Consider the following 19,336-nt stretch of genomic DNA (forward strand, 5'->3'; position numbering starts at 1 on the left):
GGGGCTGGGTAAGTAGTCTATATAGGTTGTTTGTCACAATTGTTGCTGTAGCATGAGTTCACGCAGCAATGGCAGCGTGATCGGGCGCTTTGTCACCAGAGAATAATGGTCTAATTGATCCAGCATATCTGACAAAGAGCTCATATCGCGTTGATAATGTGTGATCAGGTAGGGTAACACGCCAGCCGACAATTGAATCCCCCTGGCATGCGCTGCACGTTCCAAAGCATCAATTTTATCTTCGTCGGTCAGACCATGCAGCTGGTAAATCAAACCCCAGCCAAAACGTGTCCTAAGATCGTCTCTGACATTCAGAATCATCGGCGGGTGATTGCCGGTTGCCACTAAAAAACCGCCATTGGCGCGTGCTTCGTTGAATAAATTGAACGCCGCGATTTGGTTTAATGGTGACAGTGAGTCGCAGTCGTCCAACAAATACAAACTCACTGCTTCACTGAAGTCAAACGCACTTTCCGGTGCATTGGCCGGGATATAACGTGATTCGCTGTGATCGGCGAGGGCGTGCAGTAAATGCGTTTTGCCGGCTCCAGCTTCACCCCAGATATACACAGACCGTTCGCCATACTGACTGGCAATACGCTGTGAAAATAATCCTAACAATTGTGCCAGCTCGGCATTTTGACCAACCACAAAGGTCGTCAGCGATGGCAATTTTTGCGCATCCAGATCTAAAAGTAATTGCCTCATGACTGTCGGTAAAAAGGACTATTAAAATACGAGGCACGCAGGTGTTTAATGGCAACGGAAACGACTGCTGAAGCCGGCAGTGCTACCAGAATACCGATAAACCCGAACAACTGACCAAATGCCATTAACGCAAAAATCACAGTCAGTGGGTGTAAACCGATACGTTCGCCAACCAGTCGCGGCGTCAGAAAAAATGACTCTAGCGTTTGACCAATCCCATAAATGATGGCAACCGCAACTAAACCATGCGCGCCGTCGAATTGAAGAACCGCACCAATGAGAGCCAAAATCAGACCCAGACCAAAGCCCAGGTACGGAATAAATACTAAAAATCCGGTAATAATCCCGACCGGCAACGCCAGATCAAAGCGGGCAATACTTAATGCCACAGAGTAATAAATGGCCAGGGCAAGCATCACCAGCAATTGTCCGCGTAAATATTGCGCGAGAATTTCGTCGACTTCTTGTAGTGACGCACTTGCGCGATGTGACCAGCGACGAGGAATAAACTGCGCTGAACGTTCAATCAATGCATGCCAATCGAGCAACAAATAAAATAAAACGATGGGAATTAACAACAAATTAGCAATCATTCCAAGAACCGCCGTGCCACCAACTCGAACCGACGACAGGATAGCCTTGCCGATGACTTCGCCGCTGCCGGCCAGTTGATCTGTTAATAAAGACTTAACTCCGGCACTGTCCAACTTAACGTTATAGCCATATTCAGCGAGTTTTGGTCCGATAAATTGGTCAAATTTGTCTAGAAATTGCGGAATCTCATCCTGAAGTTGCGGTATTTCTCGCTTCAAAATTGGTACGATCACGAAAATTAAGGCCAGAACCACTGTGATCAATATCACGATCAACAGGGTCGCAGCAACAGAGCGAGGCAGCCGTAACCGTCCCAATCTGAGCGCACAAAGCCGATCCACCCACGGATTGAGTACATAAGCGAGTGTCGCTGACACAATAAACGGCATCAGCACAGGACCCAGCATCGCAAATAAGATCAAGAAGGCGCATCCTGTCGCCAGCCACAGCAGGGTTTGTTTTTGCTCGTTTGTAAATGAGAGTGACATGGTCAGGGGGCGTTGTTGTTAGAAATGGCGTTGTTAAAAATAAATTTATCGGTATCAATCATTGCCTGTTTGTAATGTCTTGTCCAAATATAGGTCAAGCGGCGGGCATTTTGTTAAAATAGCGCTTTTGCCGGAGTTTTCTGGCAATTCCTCTATTTTACCGCCTCAAGCCCCTACTGACGACTATCATGAGCACTCCTACCCCTGTTTCTCTCTCTTACGCCGACGCTGGTGTCGATATGGTTGCTGGCGACGCCCTCGTCGATGCCATCAAACCTTTTGCTAAACGTACCATGCGCGAAGGCGTAATGGCCGGTATTGGCGGCTTCGGCGCGATGTTCGAAGTCAGCAAAAAATACAAAGAACCAGTGCTGGTCTCTGGTACAGATGGTGTCGGTACAAAGCTGAAACTGGCTTTTCATCTGAATAAGCACGACACAGTCGGTATCGATCTCGTGGCGATGAGTGTGAATGATATTCTGGTACAAGGTGCAGAACCTTTGTTCTTCCTGGATTATTTTGCCTGCGGTAAGCTCGATGTGGCGACAGCAACAGACGTGATCAAAGGCGTTGCCGCTGGCTGCGAACAAGCTGGTTGCGCGCTGATCGGTGGTGAAACTGCTGAAATGCCTTCTATGTATCCAGATGGCGAATACGATTTGGCTGGATTTGCTGTTGGCGCCGTAGAAAAATCTAAAATCATCGATGGTAGCAAAATCAAACCAGGCGACGTCATCCTCGGTTTAGCTTCCTCAGGTATTCACTCCAACGGCTTCTCTCTGGTACGTAAGATCATTGAAGTCGCGAAACCAGACTTGAACGCCGATTTCCATGGCCGTACATTGGGCGACGCTCTGATGGCACCAACCCGCATCTACGTGAAGCCATTGCTGGCGCTGATGGAAGCTATCGAAGTCAAAGGCATGGCGCACATCACTGGCGGCGGTCTTGTTGAAAATGTACCTCGCGTCTTGGGCGACACATTAACTGCCGTCTTGCACAAAGATGGTTGGGTCATGCCACCGCTATTCACCTGGTTGCAACAGCACGGCGGCGTTGCTGACGCAGAAATGCACCGTGTATTCAATTGCGGTATCGGTATGGTCGTGATCGTTTCTGCAGAAAACGCAGACGCTGCGATCGCTCATCTGGCAGCTTCGGGTGAAACACTTTCACGTATCGGTGAAATCCGTGCACGTGAAGGTAATGAGCATCCAACAATCGTTGTTTAAGCAATCTGAAGGACGCGTGGATATTGCGTGGAAAGAGGTATCCAACTCAATTCAATGTAATCCTTATTGAACATTTTTGTGATATTTTTGCGTCCTTTTTAATAACTTTGTCCTACTCGTGCCGTCACTGCGTGTCGGTACAATTGGTGCGTCACGTAAAACGGGAAAAGTATCTCAACGCACTGCGCGCAGATAAAGATACTTTCTAATCCGTTTTCCGTGAAGCTCAACATGCTTGCTCTTAAACGGGCAAGGGTAAAAGCAGGATTAATGCATTAATCGCAATCTCAATCCCACCGTCGACCTCAAAAACGATGACGTAAGCCAACGGTAAATTGTTTATTACCGGTGCCAGCTTCCTCGCTATTACCTTCCGTATACGCCGCACCATTTTTATTCCTGATAATGGCATACGATGTGTACACGTCGGTTCGTTTCGAAAAGGCAAACATATAAGCTAATGCATATTGCTGTGCGTCTTGAGCCAGACTAGTTTTGTCGTCTTTACGGATATACGTAGCCACTACCGTTTGCATCCCAAACGGTACTGAAACTCCTAAATGCAGATCTCTGCTATCCGTCGATGCTGTCGGGGCGATGCCACCGAAACTCGCTGCTGCATTGTTCAAGCTGGCGCTGTTTAAGCCTTTATCAATCGCATAGCCAAAGTAAGTCTTCGCAATACCAAAGTCATAGTTCGCCGCAAACAATACATTGCGTGCTTTGCTGGTGTTTTGAATACTTGCGCTGTCGTTATTTTTATTATGATAAGCAATGCGCAGATTTAACGGGCCTTCACTATATCCAAACGAGCCACCGATCGCACGTCCCGCATTGACGTCGCCTACTACTTCACCTGCTACGTACATCAGATCAGCATTAAAGCCATTGACTTTGTTACTGCGCACCAGGATGGAATTGCCAGCGCGGAAACCAGTTGCCGCCATCAGATTGTTTGATCGTGCAATACCGTTGCGTAACGGGTCGACAATGGTATTGAGGGTCGTGAAGTAAGGCGTGTCTTGCAAGCCGGCAGACACGGTGCCAAGTGAATTGCTCAAACCAACAATCGACGTGCGTCCGAACAAAGTGCTGTTTTGAGTGGAACCGCCAGTGTCGGCATGAATGCCTCCTTCTAAAACAAAGTACGCGGATAAGCCATTGCCCAGATCTTCGGTGCCACGAAAACCCCAGCGACTTTGGGTTGCCATGCCGCTGGTGACACGCAAAGCATTGCCGTTGATACCGCCCTGATCATAAGACATGCCGATATCCATGACGCCATATATGGTGACGGTACTTTGCGCCTGAGCGGATGCTTGCATCAAGCAGAAACAAGCGGCTAAGGTAGTTGTGAGGGTGAGTTTTTTCATACGAGGTCTCTCTTTTTTATAAGGGAAAAGGGCGCAGAGATCCCTTATCTCTGCGAGACTTTTCTTTGAACATAGGGTTGTCAGTGCGGTGGCCTTCGATGCTACCGCTGTGGATCAGAACGACACTGTAGTGATGGGTTGAGAATGATTATTTCGGATCGCTGATGGCTTCGATTTTTCCCATAACGAAGACAAACGACACAATACCAATCGCCAGAATCACGCCTGCGACAAAAAACGCATTGATGAAGGAATTTGTGGCGCCAACGATATAGCCAGTCACGATTGGCGCCGCCGCACCCATGAGGTTATTGACAAAATTCATGATGCCGCCGATGGTGCCCGCACCGCCTTTCGGTGCAATGAGCGAAGGTAAAGACCAACCTACCGGTGCCGCTGATGCCAATCCACCGAGTGCAATTGAAATCCAGAAAATTGCCCATACGGGATCAACCGTTTGTGTGGCGCCAAACACGGCAAGGCCAAATAACATACCAGTGACCAAAACACTTTTGCGGACTTTGGATTCGTTATGACCACGTGCAATCAGATGGTCGATTAACCAGCCGCCGACAAATAAATCGGTGATAGTGGCTACGACCCAGGGGATCGCCGCATAACCCGCGGATTTCAGAATGCTCATGTGCATTGTTTGCACGAGGTAACCTGGCAACCAGGTCAGGAACAGATAAAAGGAATAACCGTATGCAGCAAAGCCTATCGTTAAACCCCATACTTTGCGTTGTTTGAGCAGATAAGCCAGCATATTCACCGCACCGCTTTCAGCTTTGCCTTCTGCTGCTGCGCCGCCTTGTTGAATGTAGTTTAATTCAATAGCAGTCAATTTTTTATCCGCAGTAGGATCACGGTAAAAAGTCAGGAACGCAAAAAAGTAGATAAAACTTAATGCGGCCGTCAGACCAAAACCCCAACGCCAGCCGAAGCTAACAACCGTCACTGCAACCAGTGGCACACCGATCACATTGGAAAACTTTGCAGCAGCATCAAAGATTGCCGTTGCTAGCCCACGTTCACTGCGCGGGAACCAGTAACCTGTCGCTTTGGCGCTGACAGGAAATGCCGGTGCTTCAGCAATTCCGAGGAGTACCCGGGCAAAAAATATTCCGGCAAAGCCACTGGAAAACGCCGTAATCGTTGATGCCACACCCCAGAGAAATGCGCCCCAACGGCCGACCTTGGTTGGTCCAAAGCGATCGATCACCATGCCGACAGGGATTTGTAAAACCGCATAAGACCAAGCGAATGCACTAAAAAGCAAGCCCATCTCAAAACCAGTCAGTTTGAATAAATCTTGAATCTGTGGCGCTGCAACTGAAAGACCGATGCGGTCGATATAATTGATCAGTACACCGACCCCTAGTAAGGCACCTATTCCCCAGCGGCGGCGTGGAATTTTTTGTTGAGTTTGAGAATTCATTGTTGTCCCTTGATAAAAATGTTTTTTGTTTTTTTAGTATCGACTTGGTGCATGCGTGTACTTTGTCGAATGGCTGATTTAGCTGGTCATTGACGTACCGTTGTCGACACAATCTGTGTGATTAATACGTCTGGTGTTTGAGAAATATCGAGACAAATACCTGCCTCATCCGCTTGCAAGACTTGTAAATCTGCTAGCTGACTGTCCAGTAACGAGACGGGCATGAAATGGTCGTTCCGTGCTTGCATCCTCTTTGCGATCAAATTACGGTCACCGTGTAAATGTATAAAACGAAGACTTGCGTCAGCAGTGCGTAGAAGATCGCGATACGCACGTTTGAGCGCGGAACACGACAGCACTAATCCCTTACCTTGTTCGCGTGCATCAGAAATAATTTTGCTCAGCTGCAACAGCCAATCTGAGCGATCACTATCTGTTAATGGAATGCCATCACGCATTTTCTGAATATTCGATGACGAATGGTATTGGTCTCCCTCAACAAATTGCACATTGAGTCGATGTGCCAGGCTTTGTCCAATGTCGGTCTTACCGCATCCAGACACGCCCATCACTACCCACCGTACATCGTTCGCATCAGAAGAAATTGTCTGATCCAGCATTGAATTCATCGTGTTTGTCCAAAAAGTGAGGTTTTGCAGTTAAAATGTTAGCGCTAACATTCGAACTCAAGTTTAATGATGTGGTTTTATTTGTAAAGAAGAAGATGTGCTGCGACGCAGCATTCAGACCGTCGATTGTTAACCTTTTACGAGGGGAGTGTTGCCGTACAAAGGCACCTTAGAACTTTTTGTTTTTGTGGTTTTTCAGGCACTCTCTCTGGCCATCAGAGTAAATCCGAGGTCGATTTTGGATTGTGTTACCGGTTCATTGTGGATCAGTGCGCGGAGCAATTTCGCCGCTTCGAAGCCAACACGATAGCGTGGTGTGCTAATCGTAGTGACGGAGGGTTTCATCCACGCTGATGCAGGAAGATCGTTGAACCCCGCAATCGCCATTTGCTCTGGCACGGCGATGCCACGCCGCTGACATTGATAAATTGCCCCATGCGCCAGGTCGTCGTTGCAGCAAAATATCGCATCGCAATCTGGCGTCGCTGCCAGAATTCGCCCTAATAATTCAGCGCCAAGTGCAATGGTGGACGGATCGCTTACCATGACTTCAAGTTGATGATCGTAGAGTGTCGATTCATGCATCGCTTTGCGATATCCTTCTGCGCGTTTGAGTGTACGTTCATCCAGCTGTGCGCCCATGAACGCAATACGCCGATGCCCTTTATAAATGAGATAGCGGGTCATCGTATAAGCAGCTTGAAATTGAGAAAAGCCGACGGATATTTGTTGCTTTTTCTCTGCCAGATCCATCATTGAAACGATGGGAACCTGCGAAGTCTTTAAGATTTGTTCGACACGTGGGCTATGGCTTAATCCTGAAAGCAAAATGCCATCTGGATTCGATTGCATATAGATGCTGAGCAGCTTTTCTTCTTCGGCATCGGAATAGCGGGTGTTACCGATCAAGATTTGATAGTGGTCGGTATCTAAGGCATCCTGAATGCCCGCCAATACTTCCGTAAATACCGCATTCGATAAGGAGGGTACCAATACCACGATCACATTTGAGTGCGCGGAAGCGAGGGCGCGAGCAGCACGGTTAGGGACATAGCCCAATTCGCTGACGGCTAATTCAACGCGTTGACGCAAACTTTCAGAAACCATTTCTGGCTGATTGATGGCGCGTGATGCTGTCATGCTGGCAACACCCGCTTTAGCGGCGACATCAGCAAGCGTAATTTTACCGCTGGCGCGCCCCTTGGTGAGTGAATTTTGCGTTGTAATTTCTGATTTTAATTTTTTTATCATAGCTAAAAATGTTAGCGTTACCAATCGCGCGCTTAGTGAAAAAGGTATCACTCTGTAGAGTTATCTGGCCTGCATTGTAAGCCTAGTGGCAATAACTTGGCATTGGAAAATGGAATTCGTTGCATTACTTTGACCTTCTTTTAGGCGACTATCAGGCTGCCTTTCAGTTGCTATTCAGTCGCTATTCAGTTGCTATACAGCCAAGTCCCGTCAATTTTGTAAAACATGTAACCGCTCATGCATGTCCGGATATTTTCCGCTATCTTAGAAACTAAGGCGATAAAGTTCTTTATATGACTAAGTTGCCGAAGAAATTAAGCAAAAGAAATTAGATTTCTGTTCTAAAATAAATGCTGTCTTAGCGCATTTGGGGTGATGTAAATTCATCCACTGTTAGCCTCATTTTGATCCTCTTTATACACATAAAATGAAAAAAATTCTTTCCCTAAGTATCTTAAGTATTTTGGCTGCCTGCGGCGGCGGTGGTGGAACAAATAGTGGATCAAGTACGCCAGTATTTGTGAGCTCTGCTGCAAATTTATGTGCCAATCCACGTGCTAATACCGTTGATCAACAGGGTACTGTAGATAATGAAAAAGCGTTTCTGAATCAATTCGTTAATCAGACTTATTTGTGGTACCAGCAATTACCGACGAATCTGGTTGCGGCTAATTATGCGACACCACAAGATTACTTTGCCGCCTTGAAGACCACTGCACTTGATTCTGCAGGTGTTCCAGTGGATCAATTCCATTGGTCGCAAACCACGGCGTCATGGAATGCAGAGTCGAGTGGTAATCCACTCGATATCGGAATTCAATGGGCAGCATTGAGTAGTTCGCCACCCCGCAACTGGGTGATCGCTGAAGTCGCCCCAGGTTCGCCCGCTGCGCTTGCTGGTTTGCAGCGGGGTGCGAAGTTAACTACCATCGATGGTTTAGATTTCGTGAACGATAATGTTTCAGCTGATATTAATGCAATTAACGTAGCACTTTTACCTGGACCAGTAGCAACTCACTCGTATGGTTTTAACAATCAGGCGGGCATATCGATTACCAGCGCTCCTTATTCAGAAACGACGGTCAAAAAGGTGAATGTCATTTCAACGGCAAATGGCAGTGTTGGTTATTTCGTTTTCGATACACATATCGCCCAATCAGAAACCGAGTTATCCAACGCAATTAATCAGTTGAAGACCGCGGGTGTCAGCGATCTGATTATTGATTTACGCTATAACGGCGGTGGCTTGTTATACATTGCCAGTGAATTGGCTTATATGATTGCAGGCCCGACCACGACTGCGAATCACACGTTTGAACGCCTGATCTACAATGATAAATTGACCTCCCAAAATGTCAGTTACCCGTTTTATTCTTTGGGTACTTCGAATCAGTCGTTGCCGACATTGGGCTTGAAACACGTCAGTTTATTAGTGAGCAATGGTGCAGCTTCCGCGAGTGAATCGATCATTAATAGTTTGCGAGGGGTTAACCTGACGGTAGATTTAATTGGTACTACTACACGCGGCAAGCCATATGGCTTTGTACCGCAGGATAACTGTGGTTGGACTTATTTCTCTATACAGTTTAAAGGCGTGAATGATAAAGGCTTAGGTGACTATGCTGATGGCTTTGCACCGACCTGTCAGGCATCTGACGACTTTACGCATCAGCGTGGTGATACAGCCGAAACTATGTTAAGTTCGGCGCTCGCATATCGCGCTACTGGCACATGTCCGGTCAATGCCAATTTGCCTAAATTTGTGAAGGCGCAAACAGGAACTGCTTACCAGTTGGTGAGACCTGCGAGCAAAGAAATGCGTATCCTGACGCCAATGTCGCATCCATAGAAATTTTCCGCATATAATGGCAAGCCGTCGTGCTTGCCATTTTTTTTGCTGCTTTGGCTTGTCGCAATCGCAATCGCAATTTCACTCGCACTCTTACTCTTCATTTTTATTTCAACTTTTATGCAAAAAATACGCTGTGCTTGGGCGAATTTGTCTAATCCGCTTTATCTTGATTACCACGATCATGAATGGGGAGTTCCATGTCATGACGAAAAACGTTTATTTGAGATGCTCAATCTCGAAGGTGCGCAGGCAGGATTAAGTTGGGAAACGATCTTGAATAAACGCGAAAATTACCGACTTGCATTTGATGGTTGGGACGCGCATAAAATTGCTCAATATGATGACGACAAGGTTGTCTCATTATTAGCCAATCCTGGCATTGTACGTAACCGCTTAAAAGTGGCGGCTACGATAAATAACGCCAAGGCCTATCTGCGTTTATGTGAAGAAAAAGGGGGGCTGGACGCGTATTTGTGGGCGTATGTTAATGGCACGCCAATATACAATAATGGTGAGCGGATTATAACCACGCCTCTATCGGATCAGATATCTAAGGACTTACTTAAGCGTGGTTTTAAATTTGTGGGTTCAACAATTATTTACGCGTATATGCAGGCGATAGGCATGGTGCATGACCATGCCGCCGACTGTCACTGGCGTCGGACGCGATCAGATTAATGCTGTCTTTTTGATGGCGTTTGTCCCGCAAAAGACTGTAACTCGCCAGACGAAGTCTTGCTATCGTGGTTGCGTGGATGTGCGACCAACACCGGTGTATTACGTACGCCAAAATTGGACAATGCGGCTGAACTATTGACGTTGGTATTTGTTTCGACATTGATTTTGGCGTCCCATACTGGTGCCTCAATGCCTTCGAATACAGCCTTTAACTGTTGACCCCAGGTGTTGCGTATCATCTGGAAGTAATGATTTTTTTCGTCTATCGTGACGAACCTTGTGACTGCTAGCCGGTTATTTTCATAGACCAATAAATCCAGTGGCAAGCCAACGGACACGTTGGAACGCAGGGTAGAATCCATTGAGATCAACGCGCATTTCGCGGCTTCATCTAAGCTAGTGGCTGGATTAATAACGCGGTCTAATATCGGTTTGCCGTACTTGGCTTCGCCAATTTGAAAATAAGTATTTTCGTTGTGCGCTTCGATGAAGTTACCTGCGGCATAAATCTGGAATAAACGACAACGTTCTTCACCTATCTGCCCACCAAACATCAGGCTGACATTAAAATCGATGCCAAATTCGGCTAAGGCTTTAGCGTCACGCTGATGCACTGCACGTACAGTAGCACCGAGGATGCGTGCTGCTTCGTACATATTAGGCACGTTCCAGATGCTGTTGCCATTTTCATCTTTGAAATCTGACAAGAGTTCACGGACCGATTGTGAAATTGATAAATTTCCGGCAGTCATCAGAACCATCATGCGGTCGCCGGGATTTTCAAAGACCGACATCTTGCGGAAAGTACCGACTTGATCCACCCCTGCATTGGTACGAGAATCCGATAAAAAAACCAGCCCGGCGTCAAGGCGCATGCCAACACAGTAAGTCATAATTCAATCAAGCAAATAAAAGCAAAGCATGAATTTTACCTCATGCGCAGATTTTCGAGGGAGTCCGGTGCGAATTAGCGTGGAGTGACATGCACGCTGACTTCTAAGGTTTCCGTGCCGCCACCACGTCGAACGCCGCGCACTGGTGCAGCTGAATCGTAATCTCGTCCTACCGCCAAACGGCAATAGGCATCGTTCATCAGACAGGCATGGGTAACGTCGATACTGACCCAGCCATGAAAATCATGATCCTGCGCCCACACATCAACCCACGCATGACTATCAGCATGATCACTGGTTTCCGGGTCAATATAGCCAGAAACATAACGAGCAGGAATCCCACGCACATGGCAGCATGCCAGAAACAAATGCGCATGGTCCTGACATACGCCCAGCCCCAGGCTTAAAGCGTCGTCGGCGGTGCTGGTCACAATCGTCGTGCCACTACGATAGGCTACCGCAGTTTGTATTTGTTCAGCCAAATGAAGCAATTCGCTTGTCGTTGCTGTTTGATCACGTGGCAATCCTCGTTGCGCAAAGGCATAGATCGCAGGCGTGGCTTCAGTTAAGCGTGTCGGCACGGTAAATACCAACGGCGAAAAATGTTCAACGTCAACAATACGACCGAACGGCGGTGCATGAATATCAACAATCCCGTGCGCCAGTATGCTGATCGTCTCGTGAGCGCCGGTAATTGTCAGCGTGTGTGATTGATTGCCATAGGCGTCAATAAAGGGGGTTTTATGGCCGCCTGTTTTGACCTCCCATTGAATCACTTGCTGATGCGCCTCAATGCGTGGCGTCAGGCGCAATTGCTGAATCGTGTACGTTGACGGCAAAGAATAGTGGTATGTCGTCTGATGCTGAATGAGAAGTTGCATATGAAATCAGGCTGCCAGCGGAACAAGGAAATCGCGGCTGATACGATTGCCCAGTTCAAAAATTCGCTCTAAAAACTCAGTCAACGTATCGTGTAGCCCGGCATCTAAAATATCGTCAATTCTGGCAAACTTAAATTCGGCATGTAATTTTCCTGCCAGACGCTCGGTGTCTGACGAGACATCATTGCGCACTTCGGCCAAATTTGCGACGACTTCATCCAGGCATGCCAACAAAGAACGCGGCATGTCACCACGTAGCATTAATAGTTCTGCAACACGCTCTGGTGTGATCACGTCGCGATATACTTTGCGATAGATTTCGAAACCCGAAACTGAACGTAACAGCGCACCCCAATAATAAAAATCTCTTTGCATTAATTGGTTGCCTGTCTCAATTTCTTTGGCGTTATGGAACTTGACGTCTAATATGCGTGCAGTGTTATCGGCGCGTTCTAAAAATGTACCGAGGCGAATGAAATGCACCGCTTCATCTTTCAGCATGGTGCCTAAAGTGACCCCACGTGATAAATGTGAACGGAATTTAACCCATTCAAAAAATTGGCCGGGATCTTGTTCTAACATGCCGCTGGCGAGCTTCTCCTGAACTTCCAGCCACGTTGCATTCTGCGTTTCCCAGACTTCTGTCGTTAAGGTACCTCGCACGGCGCGTGCATTCTCGCGTGCCTCTTTAAGGCAGGAGGCGATCGACGATGGATTCATCGGATCGCGCACCATAAAATCGAGTACATCCTTTTTGGTTAACATGCCGTAATGATGATCGAATGCGGATTGCAATTCGGAGATGCCGAGCATCGCGCGCCATCCCTGTTCTGCATTTTCAGCAGATTGTGGCAGCATCGACGTTTGCACATTCACGTCTAACATACGGGCAGTATTTTCAGCACGTTCAGTGTAACGGGCCATCCAGAATAAATGATCAGCGGTACGACTTAGCATCTTAGTTCCTTGTGCGCTCTCAACAGCGCGTGAAATCATGATTTTACTTGTGCGTTTGAAGGCAGTTCAGCACGTGTTTATTTTTCTAAAATCCAGGTATCTTTGGTGCCACCACCTTGTGAGGAGTTGACCACGAGGGAACCTTCTTGTAAGGCAACCCTGGTCAAACCTCCGGGCACCATCGAGATGGTCTTACCGGATAAAACAAATGGCCGTAAATCGATATGACGTGGTGCAATGCCATTTTCAACAAACGTTGGACAAGCCGAAAGCGCCAGCGTTGGTTGGGCGATATAACCGTCAGGTTTAGCAATCACACGTTGACGGAAATCTTCAATTTGTTGTTTGGTAGATGCAGGACCTACCAACATGCCGTAGCCGCCCGCGCCATGCACTTCCTTCACGACTAACTCGGAGAGGTTAGCCAAAGTGTACGCCAGATCGTCAGGTTTGCGACATTGGTAAGTCGGTACGTTATTTAAAATTGGTTGCTCAGATAAATAAAACTTAATCATATCTGGCACATAGGGATAGATTGATTTATCGTCGGCAACACCGGTGCCGATGGCATTTGCCAAGGTTACACGGCCAGCACGATAGACGGACAGCAACCCGGGAACCCCCAATGATGAATCCGGACGGAAGGCCAATGGATCCATGAAATCATCATCGATACGACGATAGATCACATCAACACGTTTGGGTCCACGGGTCGTGCGCATGTACACAGCGTTATCGTTCACGAATAAATCTTTGCCTTCGACCAGTTCAACGCCCATTTGTTGTGCCAGAAATGCATGCTCAAAATAAGCTGAGTTGTACATCCCTGGCGTCATCACGACGACGGTAGGATCGTCAATACCCATAGGCGCAACTGAACGTAAGTTGTCGAGCAACATGTCCGGGTAATGATCGACCGGCGCGATTTTATTGCTGCTAAATAATTCAGGAAAGAGTCGCATCATCATCTTGCGGTCTTCTAACATGTAGGATACACCAGACGGGACGCGCAGGTTATCTTCGAGAACGTAAAATTCGCCCTGACCCGCTCGTACAATATCAACACCGGCAATGTGTGCGTAGATGTCTGATGCCACCGAAATGCCTTGCATCTCAGGACGGTACTGCGCATTTTTATAAATTTGCTCTGGAGGAATAATTCCAGCCTTAATGATGTTCTGATCGTGGTACACATCGTGAATAAACATATTCAACGCTTGTACGCGTTGTACTAGGCCAGTCTGGAGAGTTTGCCACTCATGCGCGGGGATAATGCGCGGAATGATATCAAATGGAATGAGCCGCTCGGTACCAGCGTCATCACCGTAGACGGCAAAAGTAATACCTACGCGACGGAAGCTCAAATCGGCTTCTGCACGCTTACGTTGTAAGCGTTCTGCCGTTTGTTGCTTTAACCAAAAATCAAAATCGCGATAATGTTCCCGTGTTGTGTTCAGACCATCGGTACCGACTGCTACATCAGCAGTCATTTCATTAAAAAAATTTGCCATGTCATTTTTCCACGAGTGCTATTGATATTGACTATATCAAGAAACGTGCCAGTTGACAGCATCTTGCAGGCATTATGTAACATTGCTTCACGAAGTCATGCAGTTGCGGAGATTACTAGTTATTGTTAGCAACAACATGTGTTCGCAACAACATGTGTTCGCAACAACATGTTCACAGGATTCATTTTTTACGCATCCGGTATGTTAAGGTGCGCGAATATAATCAATCAGTTCTAACGTTTTTGAGTCTGGTTTGGGAGCGCAAAGACTGACGATTGTCATAGCTAAAAAACCCGCCGGCACGCCAAATACGCCTGCCGAAATAGGTGCAATGTGCCACCATTGATTATGAATATTGCCGCCAAACAATGGATGCGTATAGAGCATGTAAAAAACGCACACACTAAAACCAGTAATGATGCCTGCTATTGCACCTTGATGGTTCGTGCGTTTCCAGAATATGCCCAATACTAGTGCGGGAAACAGTGCCGACGCTGCGACAGAAAAAGCTGCACCAACAAGTGACAAAATATCGGCAGGTTTTTGTGAGGCAACATAGGCAGCGAAGAGCGCGACCACAAGTAAAAAAAGTTTTGATATCGTGACGCGTTTTTGTGTTGATGCAGAAGGATCGATAATTTTGTAATAGATGTCGTGTGACAAGGAATTTGAGATCGTCAACAATAAACCGTCGGCGGTTGATAAAGCCGCAGCCAAACCACCCGCTGCAACCAAGCCCGAGATGACGTAGGGCAGCCCCGATATTTCCGGCGTCGCTAATACGATGATATCGCCGTCTATATTGATTTCAGATAATTGGACAAGACCATCTTTGTTGATATCGATAATACTCACCAGGGGATTAAGTTTATCGATGTTTGCCCAATAAGTGACCCACGCCGGCAGATCGGAAAACTTGCTGCCCACCAACGACGTGTAAATATCATATTTCACCAAAATAGCCAGCGCTGGAATTGTGATGTAGAGCAACATGATAAAAAACAGCGACCAAAAAACGGAGTCTCTGCTCTCCGTTACGGAGGGCGTTGTATAGTACCGCGTCAAAACGTGCGGGAGAGCTGCCGTACCCATCATCAGACATAGTACTAATGCGAGAAAATTATTCCGTTTATCATCCGACTCTGATTTAGTTTTTGCAGAGTAGGGCATATATTTCGAAAATCCTGGTTGTGATTTTGCCAGGTAGATGTTGCGCATGTCATTCCACCGATTGCGAGCGTCTTCCGGTGAGGAGGGATAATTGGCTAATACCTGGCTGGCATTCTTGATTGCAATCAAATTGCCTGACCCGGCTTTCAATTTTTCTAGCGTTTTCACCAATTCTGCCCGACCATTTTCCCAGGATGCTGGCAAGTGTTGAATTTTTTCCTGGAATTCATTCGCACGTAATTGATAAATGGCACGTACTTCTTTTTCCTTGGGATCATTTTCAAACACTTCTTCTAAACTGCTGAGTTTAGGCAGGAATGATCCATACGAAAGTTGTGGTACCGGATTATCACTATGTTTAATTGATAGCCAAATTACCGGTATCATAAATGCGACAAGGATGATGATGTATTGCGCGACCTGTGTCCAGGTAATGGCACGCATACCGCCCAAAAATGAACAAACTAAAATGCTGGCAAGGCCTAAAAATATACCGACAGAAAAATCAACGCCGGTAAAGCGTGATGTAATCAGGCCCACGCCATAAATTTGCGCCACGACATAAATAAAAGAAATAAAAACGGTCGCAAATACCGCAAGCAATCTGACCAGATTACTGTCTTGTTTCCCTGCAAAACGGGCACCAAGGAAATCGGGAATGGTGTATTGACCAAATTTTCTGATATACGGTGCAATCAACATGGCGACGAGACAGAAACCACCTGTCCAGCCAACGATGTATGCAAAGCCGTCGAAGCCCTGTAAATACAATCCACCTGCAAGGCTTAAAAAGCTGGCTGCGGACATCCAATCGGCGGCGGTTGCCATGCCATTAAAGACAGCCGGAACACGTCGACCAGCAACGTAATATTCAGCGATATCAGACGTGCGACAGAGCACTCCAATGCCAGCATAAATAACGATAGTGACGAACATGAATAGATAGCCTATCCATGAGCGTGGTACGCCCTCTCTCTCGAGTATGGCGAGACTGATCAGGAAGACAAAAAAGAGTAGGGTGTACCAGCTGTAGTACTTGGTTAATCGTTTTGAAAAATGACCGTGCGCCATGACTATTCACCTTCTTTTTTTAAGCCAACAATCCAGCGCATTCCGAGCGAATAAATACTGAGAATCAAAACAAAGCTGAGTGTTAATCCTTGTGCAGCCATATAAAACGACAATGGCCAGCTAAAAAAATACATGGTCGATAATTCACGTGCAAAAAATAAACTGCAAAAAATCAGGCTGAACCAAATCACGAGTAAAACGCTGGTGAGGCGCTTGGTATGACGCCAGTAAGGATATTTTTCTGGAACCTTATTGATATCCATCTCAATTGTCCTCTGGGATAAAGTCATCAAAAGGATTTAACCTGAAAAAAATACGGAATACACAACCAGGAAATTGCTTATCTTGTGGATGCGGATTGTCACTGATTTCAATCTGCGCATGGTGTTGTAAAACAATTTCACGCACAATCGCTAACCCAAGCCCGCTACCTTGCACGTTGGTGCCTAAAATACGATAAAAGCGTTCAAATACGTGTTCTCGTTCAGCGGCTGGAATGCCAGGGCCATTATCTTCAACTTCCAGAATGGCAAGCTGCTGCGCAGCATTGAGATTGATTTTTACGGTGATACTATGCTCTGCTGGCGTGTAGCGTATCGCATTATCGATCAGATTGCTGAGCATCTCTTTCAACATCAATGGATTGCCAAAAATGAAGATAGCCTCATCCGTTTGCTCAAAGCCCAAATCAATACGTTTTGTGAACGATACCGGTATCCATTCGCGCACTACGTCCATCGCCAATTGATTCAAGTTGATTTGCTCTAACGGTTGTTGTGATGGAGTTTGATTTTCGGCTCTCGCCATCGTCAATAATTGGTTAATCAGGCGCGTTGCTGCTTCGGAACTGGTCGACAGTTGCAATAATGAACGATGGATTTCTGCTTGGTTAGTCTGTCGCAACGCCAACTCAGATTGCATTCGCATTCCTGCCAACGGTGTTTTCATTTGATGTGCCGCATCTGCAATAAAGCGTTTCTGGCTATCGATAGAAAGCGTCAGACGCTCCAGCATCTCGTTGAGAGAATTGACTAGAGGCGTGATTTCTTCGGGGACCTGACGCGAATCGATCGGGCTCAAATCATCTGGACGGCGCGCCCGTATTCTATGCTGCAACTCGGCCAATGGCGATAAGCCCCGAGTTAACGCAAACCATACTAATGCTAACGCAATCGGCAAAATAATGAACTGCGGCAGAATCACGCCCTTGATAATTTCATTGGCGAGATTGGAACGCTTTTCCAAGGTTTCCGCTATCTGTATCAAAACCTGGGGATGACTTAATTTTTTGTTTGCACTTATGCCGGCATCAGAAGCACCATTGTTAACGACGCCAACATCCATATAGGCGTAAGCGACGCGATAATCCGTGCCAGCAAAGTTGAGATTGCGGATTTGGATGTTGCCTGTGGTTGGCTTTTCATCGTCGTTTGGAATTGGAATCAGAATGTCGCCATCGACGACTTGTCCGCCAGGCGCTTTCACTTGAAAATAAATTGTATCCAGGTCGTCTGCTCTTAAGATGTCGCGTGAAGCGGGCGACAATTGTGATACGAGCTTGCCGTCGACTTGTTTGATTTGCTGCGCGAGCAGCATGACCTTATTTTCTAATACGTGATCGAAAGGTTGATTCGCAATCGATTTTGCGACGAGGTAGGTAATGGCGATGCTCATCGGCCACAGCAATAAAAGCGGTGCCAGCATCCAATCCAGAATTTCACCGAAAAGTGAGCGTTGGTTAATTTCTTCTAATGGATTGAGCGGCGTGTTTTCTGGCCCGGACTGCGCCATCGTAGAACCTGCGCTGCTCTTCATCGTCATTGTGGCTCTGTGTTATTGGTGGCGGTGTCTGGTGGTAAAGGTCGCGCAGCCGGTGCAACGAAGAATTTCTCCAGGCAGTAACCTAAACCACGTACGGTGGCAATTCTGACACCATCAATTTCGATTTTTTTACGCAAACGATGGACATACACCTCGATGGCGTTGTTACTGACTTCTTCTCCCCACTCGCACAGGTGGTCGACTAACTGTTCTTTAGAAACCAAGCGTCCTGTGCGTTGCAGCAAAACTTCTAAAAGTCCCAATTCGCGTGCCGATAAATCCAGCATTTGTTCGTGAATGTAGGCAATTCGTCCGACCTGATCGTAACTCAAAGGACCATGCTTAATAATTGTCGGACCACCGCCGGCACCACGTCGGGTTAAGGCTCTGACCCGCGCTTCAAGTTCGGACAAGGCGAATGGTTTTGCCATATAGTCGTCCGCACCCAAATCGAGGCCCTTTACGCGTTGTTCAACGGAATCGGCGGCAGTCAGAATTAACACTGGCAAATGAGAGTTGCGCGCACGCAGACGGCGTAATACTTCCAGACCGCTCATTTTGGGCAATCCCAAATCGAGGATGAGCAAATCAAAATCTTGTGTAGACAAGGCAGAGTCAGCTTCTTGTCCATTGTTAACGCAATCCGTCGCATAACCAGATTGGCGTAAGGAGCGGGTGAGACCATCGGCCAGTACACTATCGTCTTCAGCAAGCAAGATACGCATGAGATTTCTTTACAAAGTGAATTTGTCTCTTATTCCAAAAGATACATGCGCAACAATGAGAGTT

The 19,336-nt window shown here is 46.9% G+C and carries 17 protein-coding genes; 3 read left to right on the forward strand and 14 right to left on the reverse strand.

Translation table 11 applies throughout. From position 1 onward, the window contains the following. Positions 1-33 precede the first annotated feature (33 nt). Both hda and ACO0K1_RS12485 read right to left on the reverse strand, forming a co-directional pair. Positions 34-708 (reverse strand): DnaA regulatory inactivator Hda, encoded by a 675-nt coding sequence (hda, locus tag ACO0K1_RS12480; RefSeq protein ID WP_423026159.1) that lies wholly within the window; start codon positions 706-708, stop codon positions 34-36. Continuing rightward, positions 705-1,790, reverse strand: a complete 1,086-nt coding sequence (locus tag ACO0K1_RS12485; RefSeq protein ID WP_423026161.1) for an AI-2E family transporter — start codon at positions 1,788-1,790, stop codon at positions 705-707. The genes hda and ACO0K1_RS12485 overlap by 4 nt, the downstream gene beginning before the upstream one ends. A 188-nt stretch (positions 1,791-1,978) precedes the next feature. Here ACO0K1_RS12485 and purM point away from each other — a divergent pair, with 188 nt between their 5' ends. Continuing rightward, positions 1,979-3,022: a phosphoribosylformylglycinamidine cyclo-ligase gene (purM, locus tag ACO0K1_RS12490; RefSeq protein WP_423026163.1), complete on the forward strand. Its 1,044-nt coding sequence runs from the start codon at positions 1,979-1,981 to the stop codon at positions 3,020-3,022. Between the two features lie 305 nt (positions 3,023-3,327). Here the strand turns inward: purM and ACO0K1_RS12495 are convergent, their stop codons facing one another. From ACO0K1_RS12495 to ACO0K1_RS12510, 4 genes are all read right to left on the reverse strand, one after another. Then, complete coding sequence (locus ACO0K1_RS12495) at positions 3,328-4,395, reverse strand: porin (RefSeq protein WP_423026165.1); 1,068 nt, start codon at positions 4,393-4,395, stop codon at positions 3,328-3,330. Between the two features lie 148 nt (positions 4,396-4,543). Continuing rightward, the gene (locus ACO0K1_RS12500) at positions 4,544-5,833 is read right to left on the reverse strand and encodes an MFS transporter (RefSeq protein ID WP_423026167.1); all 1,290 of its coding nucleotides are present in this window, start codon (positions 5,831-5,833) and stop codon (positions 4,544-4,546) included. Between the two features lie 86 nt (positions 5,834-5,919). Continuing rightward, positions 5,920-6,462, reverse strand: a complete 543-nt coding sequence (locus tag ACO0K1_RS12505) for a gluconokinase (RefSeq protein WP_423026169.1) — start codon at positions 6,460-6,462, stop codon at positions 5,920-5,922. Positions 6,463-6,657: 195 nt separating this feature from the next. Continuing rightward, on the reverse strand, positions 6,658-7,713 hold the full coding sequence (locus ACO0K1_RS12510; RefSeq protein ID WP_423026171.1) for a LacI family DNA-binding transcriptional regulator: 1,056 nt from the start codon (positions 7,711-7,713) through the stop codon (positions 6,658-6,660). A gap of 427 nt (positions 7,714-8,140) precedes the next feature. Between ACO0K1_RS12510 and ACO0K1_RS12515 the strand changes: the two genes are divergently transcribed. Both ACO0K1_RS12515 and ACO0K1_RS12520 read left to right on the forward strand, forming a co-directional pair. Next, a complete protein-coding gene (locus tag ACO0K1_RS12515) occupies positions 8,141-9,562 on the forward strand; it encodes a S41 family peptidase (RefSeq protein ID WP_423026173.1) in 1,422 nt (473 codons plus the stop codon). A 120-nt stretch (positions 9,563-9,682) separates the two neighbouring features. Continuing rightward, positions 9,683-10,243: a DNA-3-methyladenine glycosylase I gene (locus tag ACO0K1_RS12520; protein ID WP_423026175.1), complete on the forward strand. Its 561-nt coding sequence runs from the start codon at positions 9,683-9,685 to the stop codon at positions 10,241-10,243. On the opposite strand, the gene ACO0K1_RS12525 is transcribed toward ACO0K1_RS12520, so the two are convergent. The 8 genes from ACO0K1_RS12525 to ACO0K1_RS12560 form a co-directional block, all read right to left on the reverse strand. Beyond that, complete coding sequence (locus ACO0K1_RS12525; RefSeq protein WP_423026177.1) at positions 10,240-11,136, reverse strand: peptidase; 897 nt, start codon at positions 11,134-11,136, stop codon at positions 10,240-10,242. The two genes, ACO0K1_RS12520 and ACO0K1_RS12525, sit on opposite strands and share 4 nt — an antisense overlap. Before the next feature lie 74 nt (positions 11,137-11,210). Continuing rightward, positions 11,211-12,017 carry a transglutaminase family protein gene (locus ACO0K1_RS12530; RefSeq protein ID WP_423026178.1) on the reverse strand — a complete coding sequence of 269 codons (807 nt, stop codon included), beginning with the start codon at positions 12,015-12,017 and terminating at the stop codon, positions 11,211-11,213. Positions 12,018-12,023: 6 nt separating this feature from the next. Then, a complete protein-coding gene (locus ACO0K1_RS12535; protein ID WP_423026200.1) occupies positions 12,024-12,974 on the reverse strand; it encodes an alpha-E domain-containing protein in 951 nt (316 codons plus the stop codon). A 77-nt stretch (positions 12,975-13,051) separates the two neighbouring features. Then, positions 13,052-14,485, reverse strand: a complete 1,434-nt coding sequence (locus ACO0K1_RS12540) for a circularly permuted type 2 ATP-grasp protein (RefSeq protein WP_423026180.1) — start codon at positions 14,483-14,485, stop codon at positions 13,052-13,054. A 204-nt stretch (positions 14,486-14,689) separates the two neighbouring features. Continuing rightward, entirely contained in the window at positions 14,690-16,726 is a 2,037-nt protein-coding gene (locus ACO0K1_RS12545) for a sodium:solute symporter family protein (RefSeq protein WP_423026182.1), read from the reverse strand. Positions 16,727-16,728: 2 nt separating this feature from the next. Continuing rightward, on the reverse strand, positions 16,729-16,989 hold the full coding sequence (locus tag ACO0K1_RS12550; protein WP_423026184.1) for a DUF4212 domain-containing protein: 261 nt from the start codon (positions 16,987-16,989) through the stop codon (positions 16,729-16,731). 1 nt (position 16,990) lies between these two features. Next, positions 16,991-18,541 (reverse strand): sensor histidine kinase N-terminal domain-containing protein, encoded by a 1,551-nt coding sequence (locus ACO0K1_RS12555; protein ID WP_423026202.1) that lies wholly within the window; start codon positions 18,539-18,541, stop codon positions 16,991-16,993. A gap of 2 nt (positions 18,542-18,543) precedes the next feature. After that, positions 18,544-19,272: a response regulator gene (locus tag ACO0K1_RS12560; RefSeq protein WP_423026186.1), complete on the reverse strand. Its 729-nt coding sequence runs from the start codon at positions 19,270-19,272 to the stop codon at positions 18,544-18,546. Positions 19,273-19,336: the final 64 nt, after the last annotated feature.

This window comes from Undibacterium sp. SXout20W, assembly GCF_049340285.1.
Lineage (GTDB): Bacteria > Pseudomonadota > Gammaproteobacteria > Burkholderiales > Burkholderiaceae_D > Undibacterium.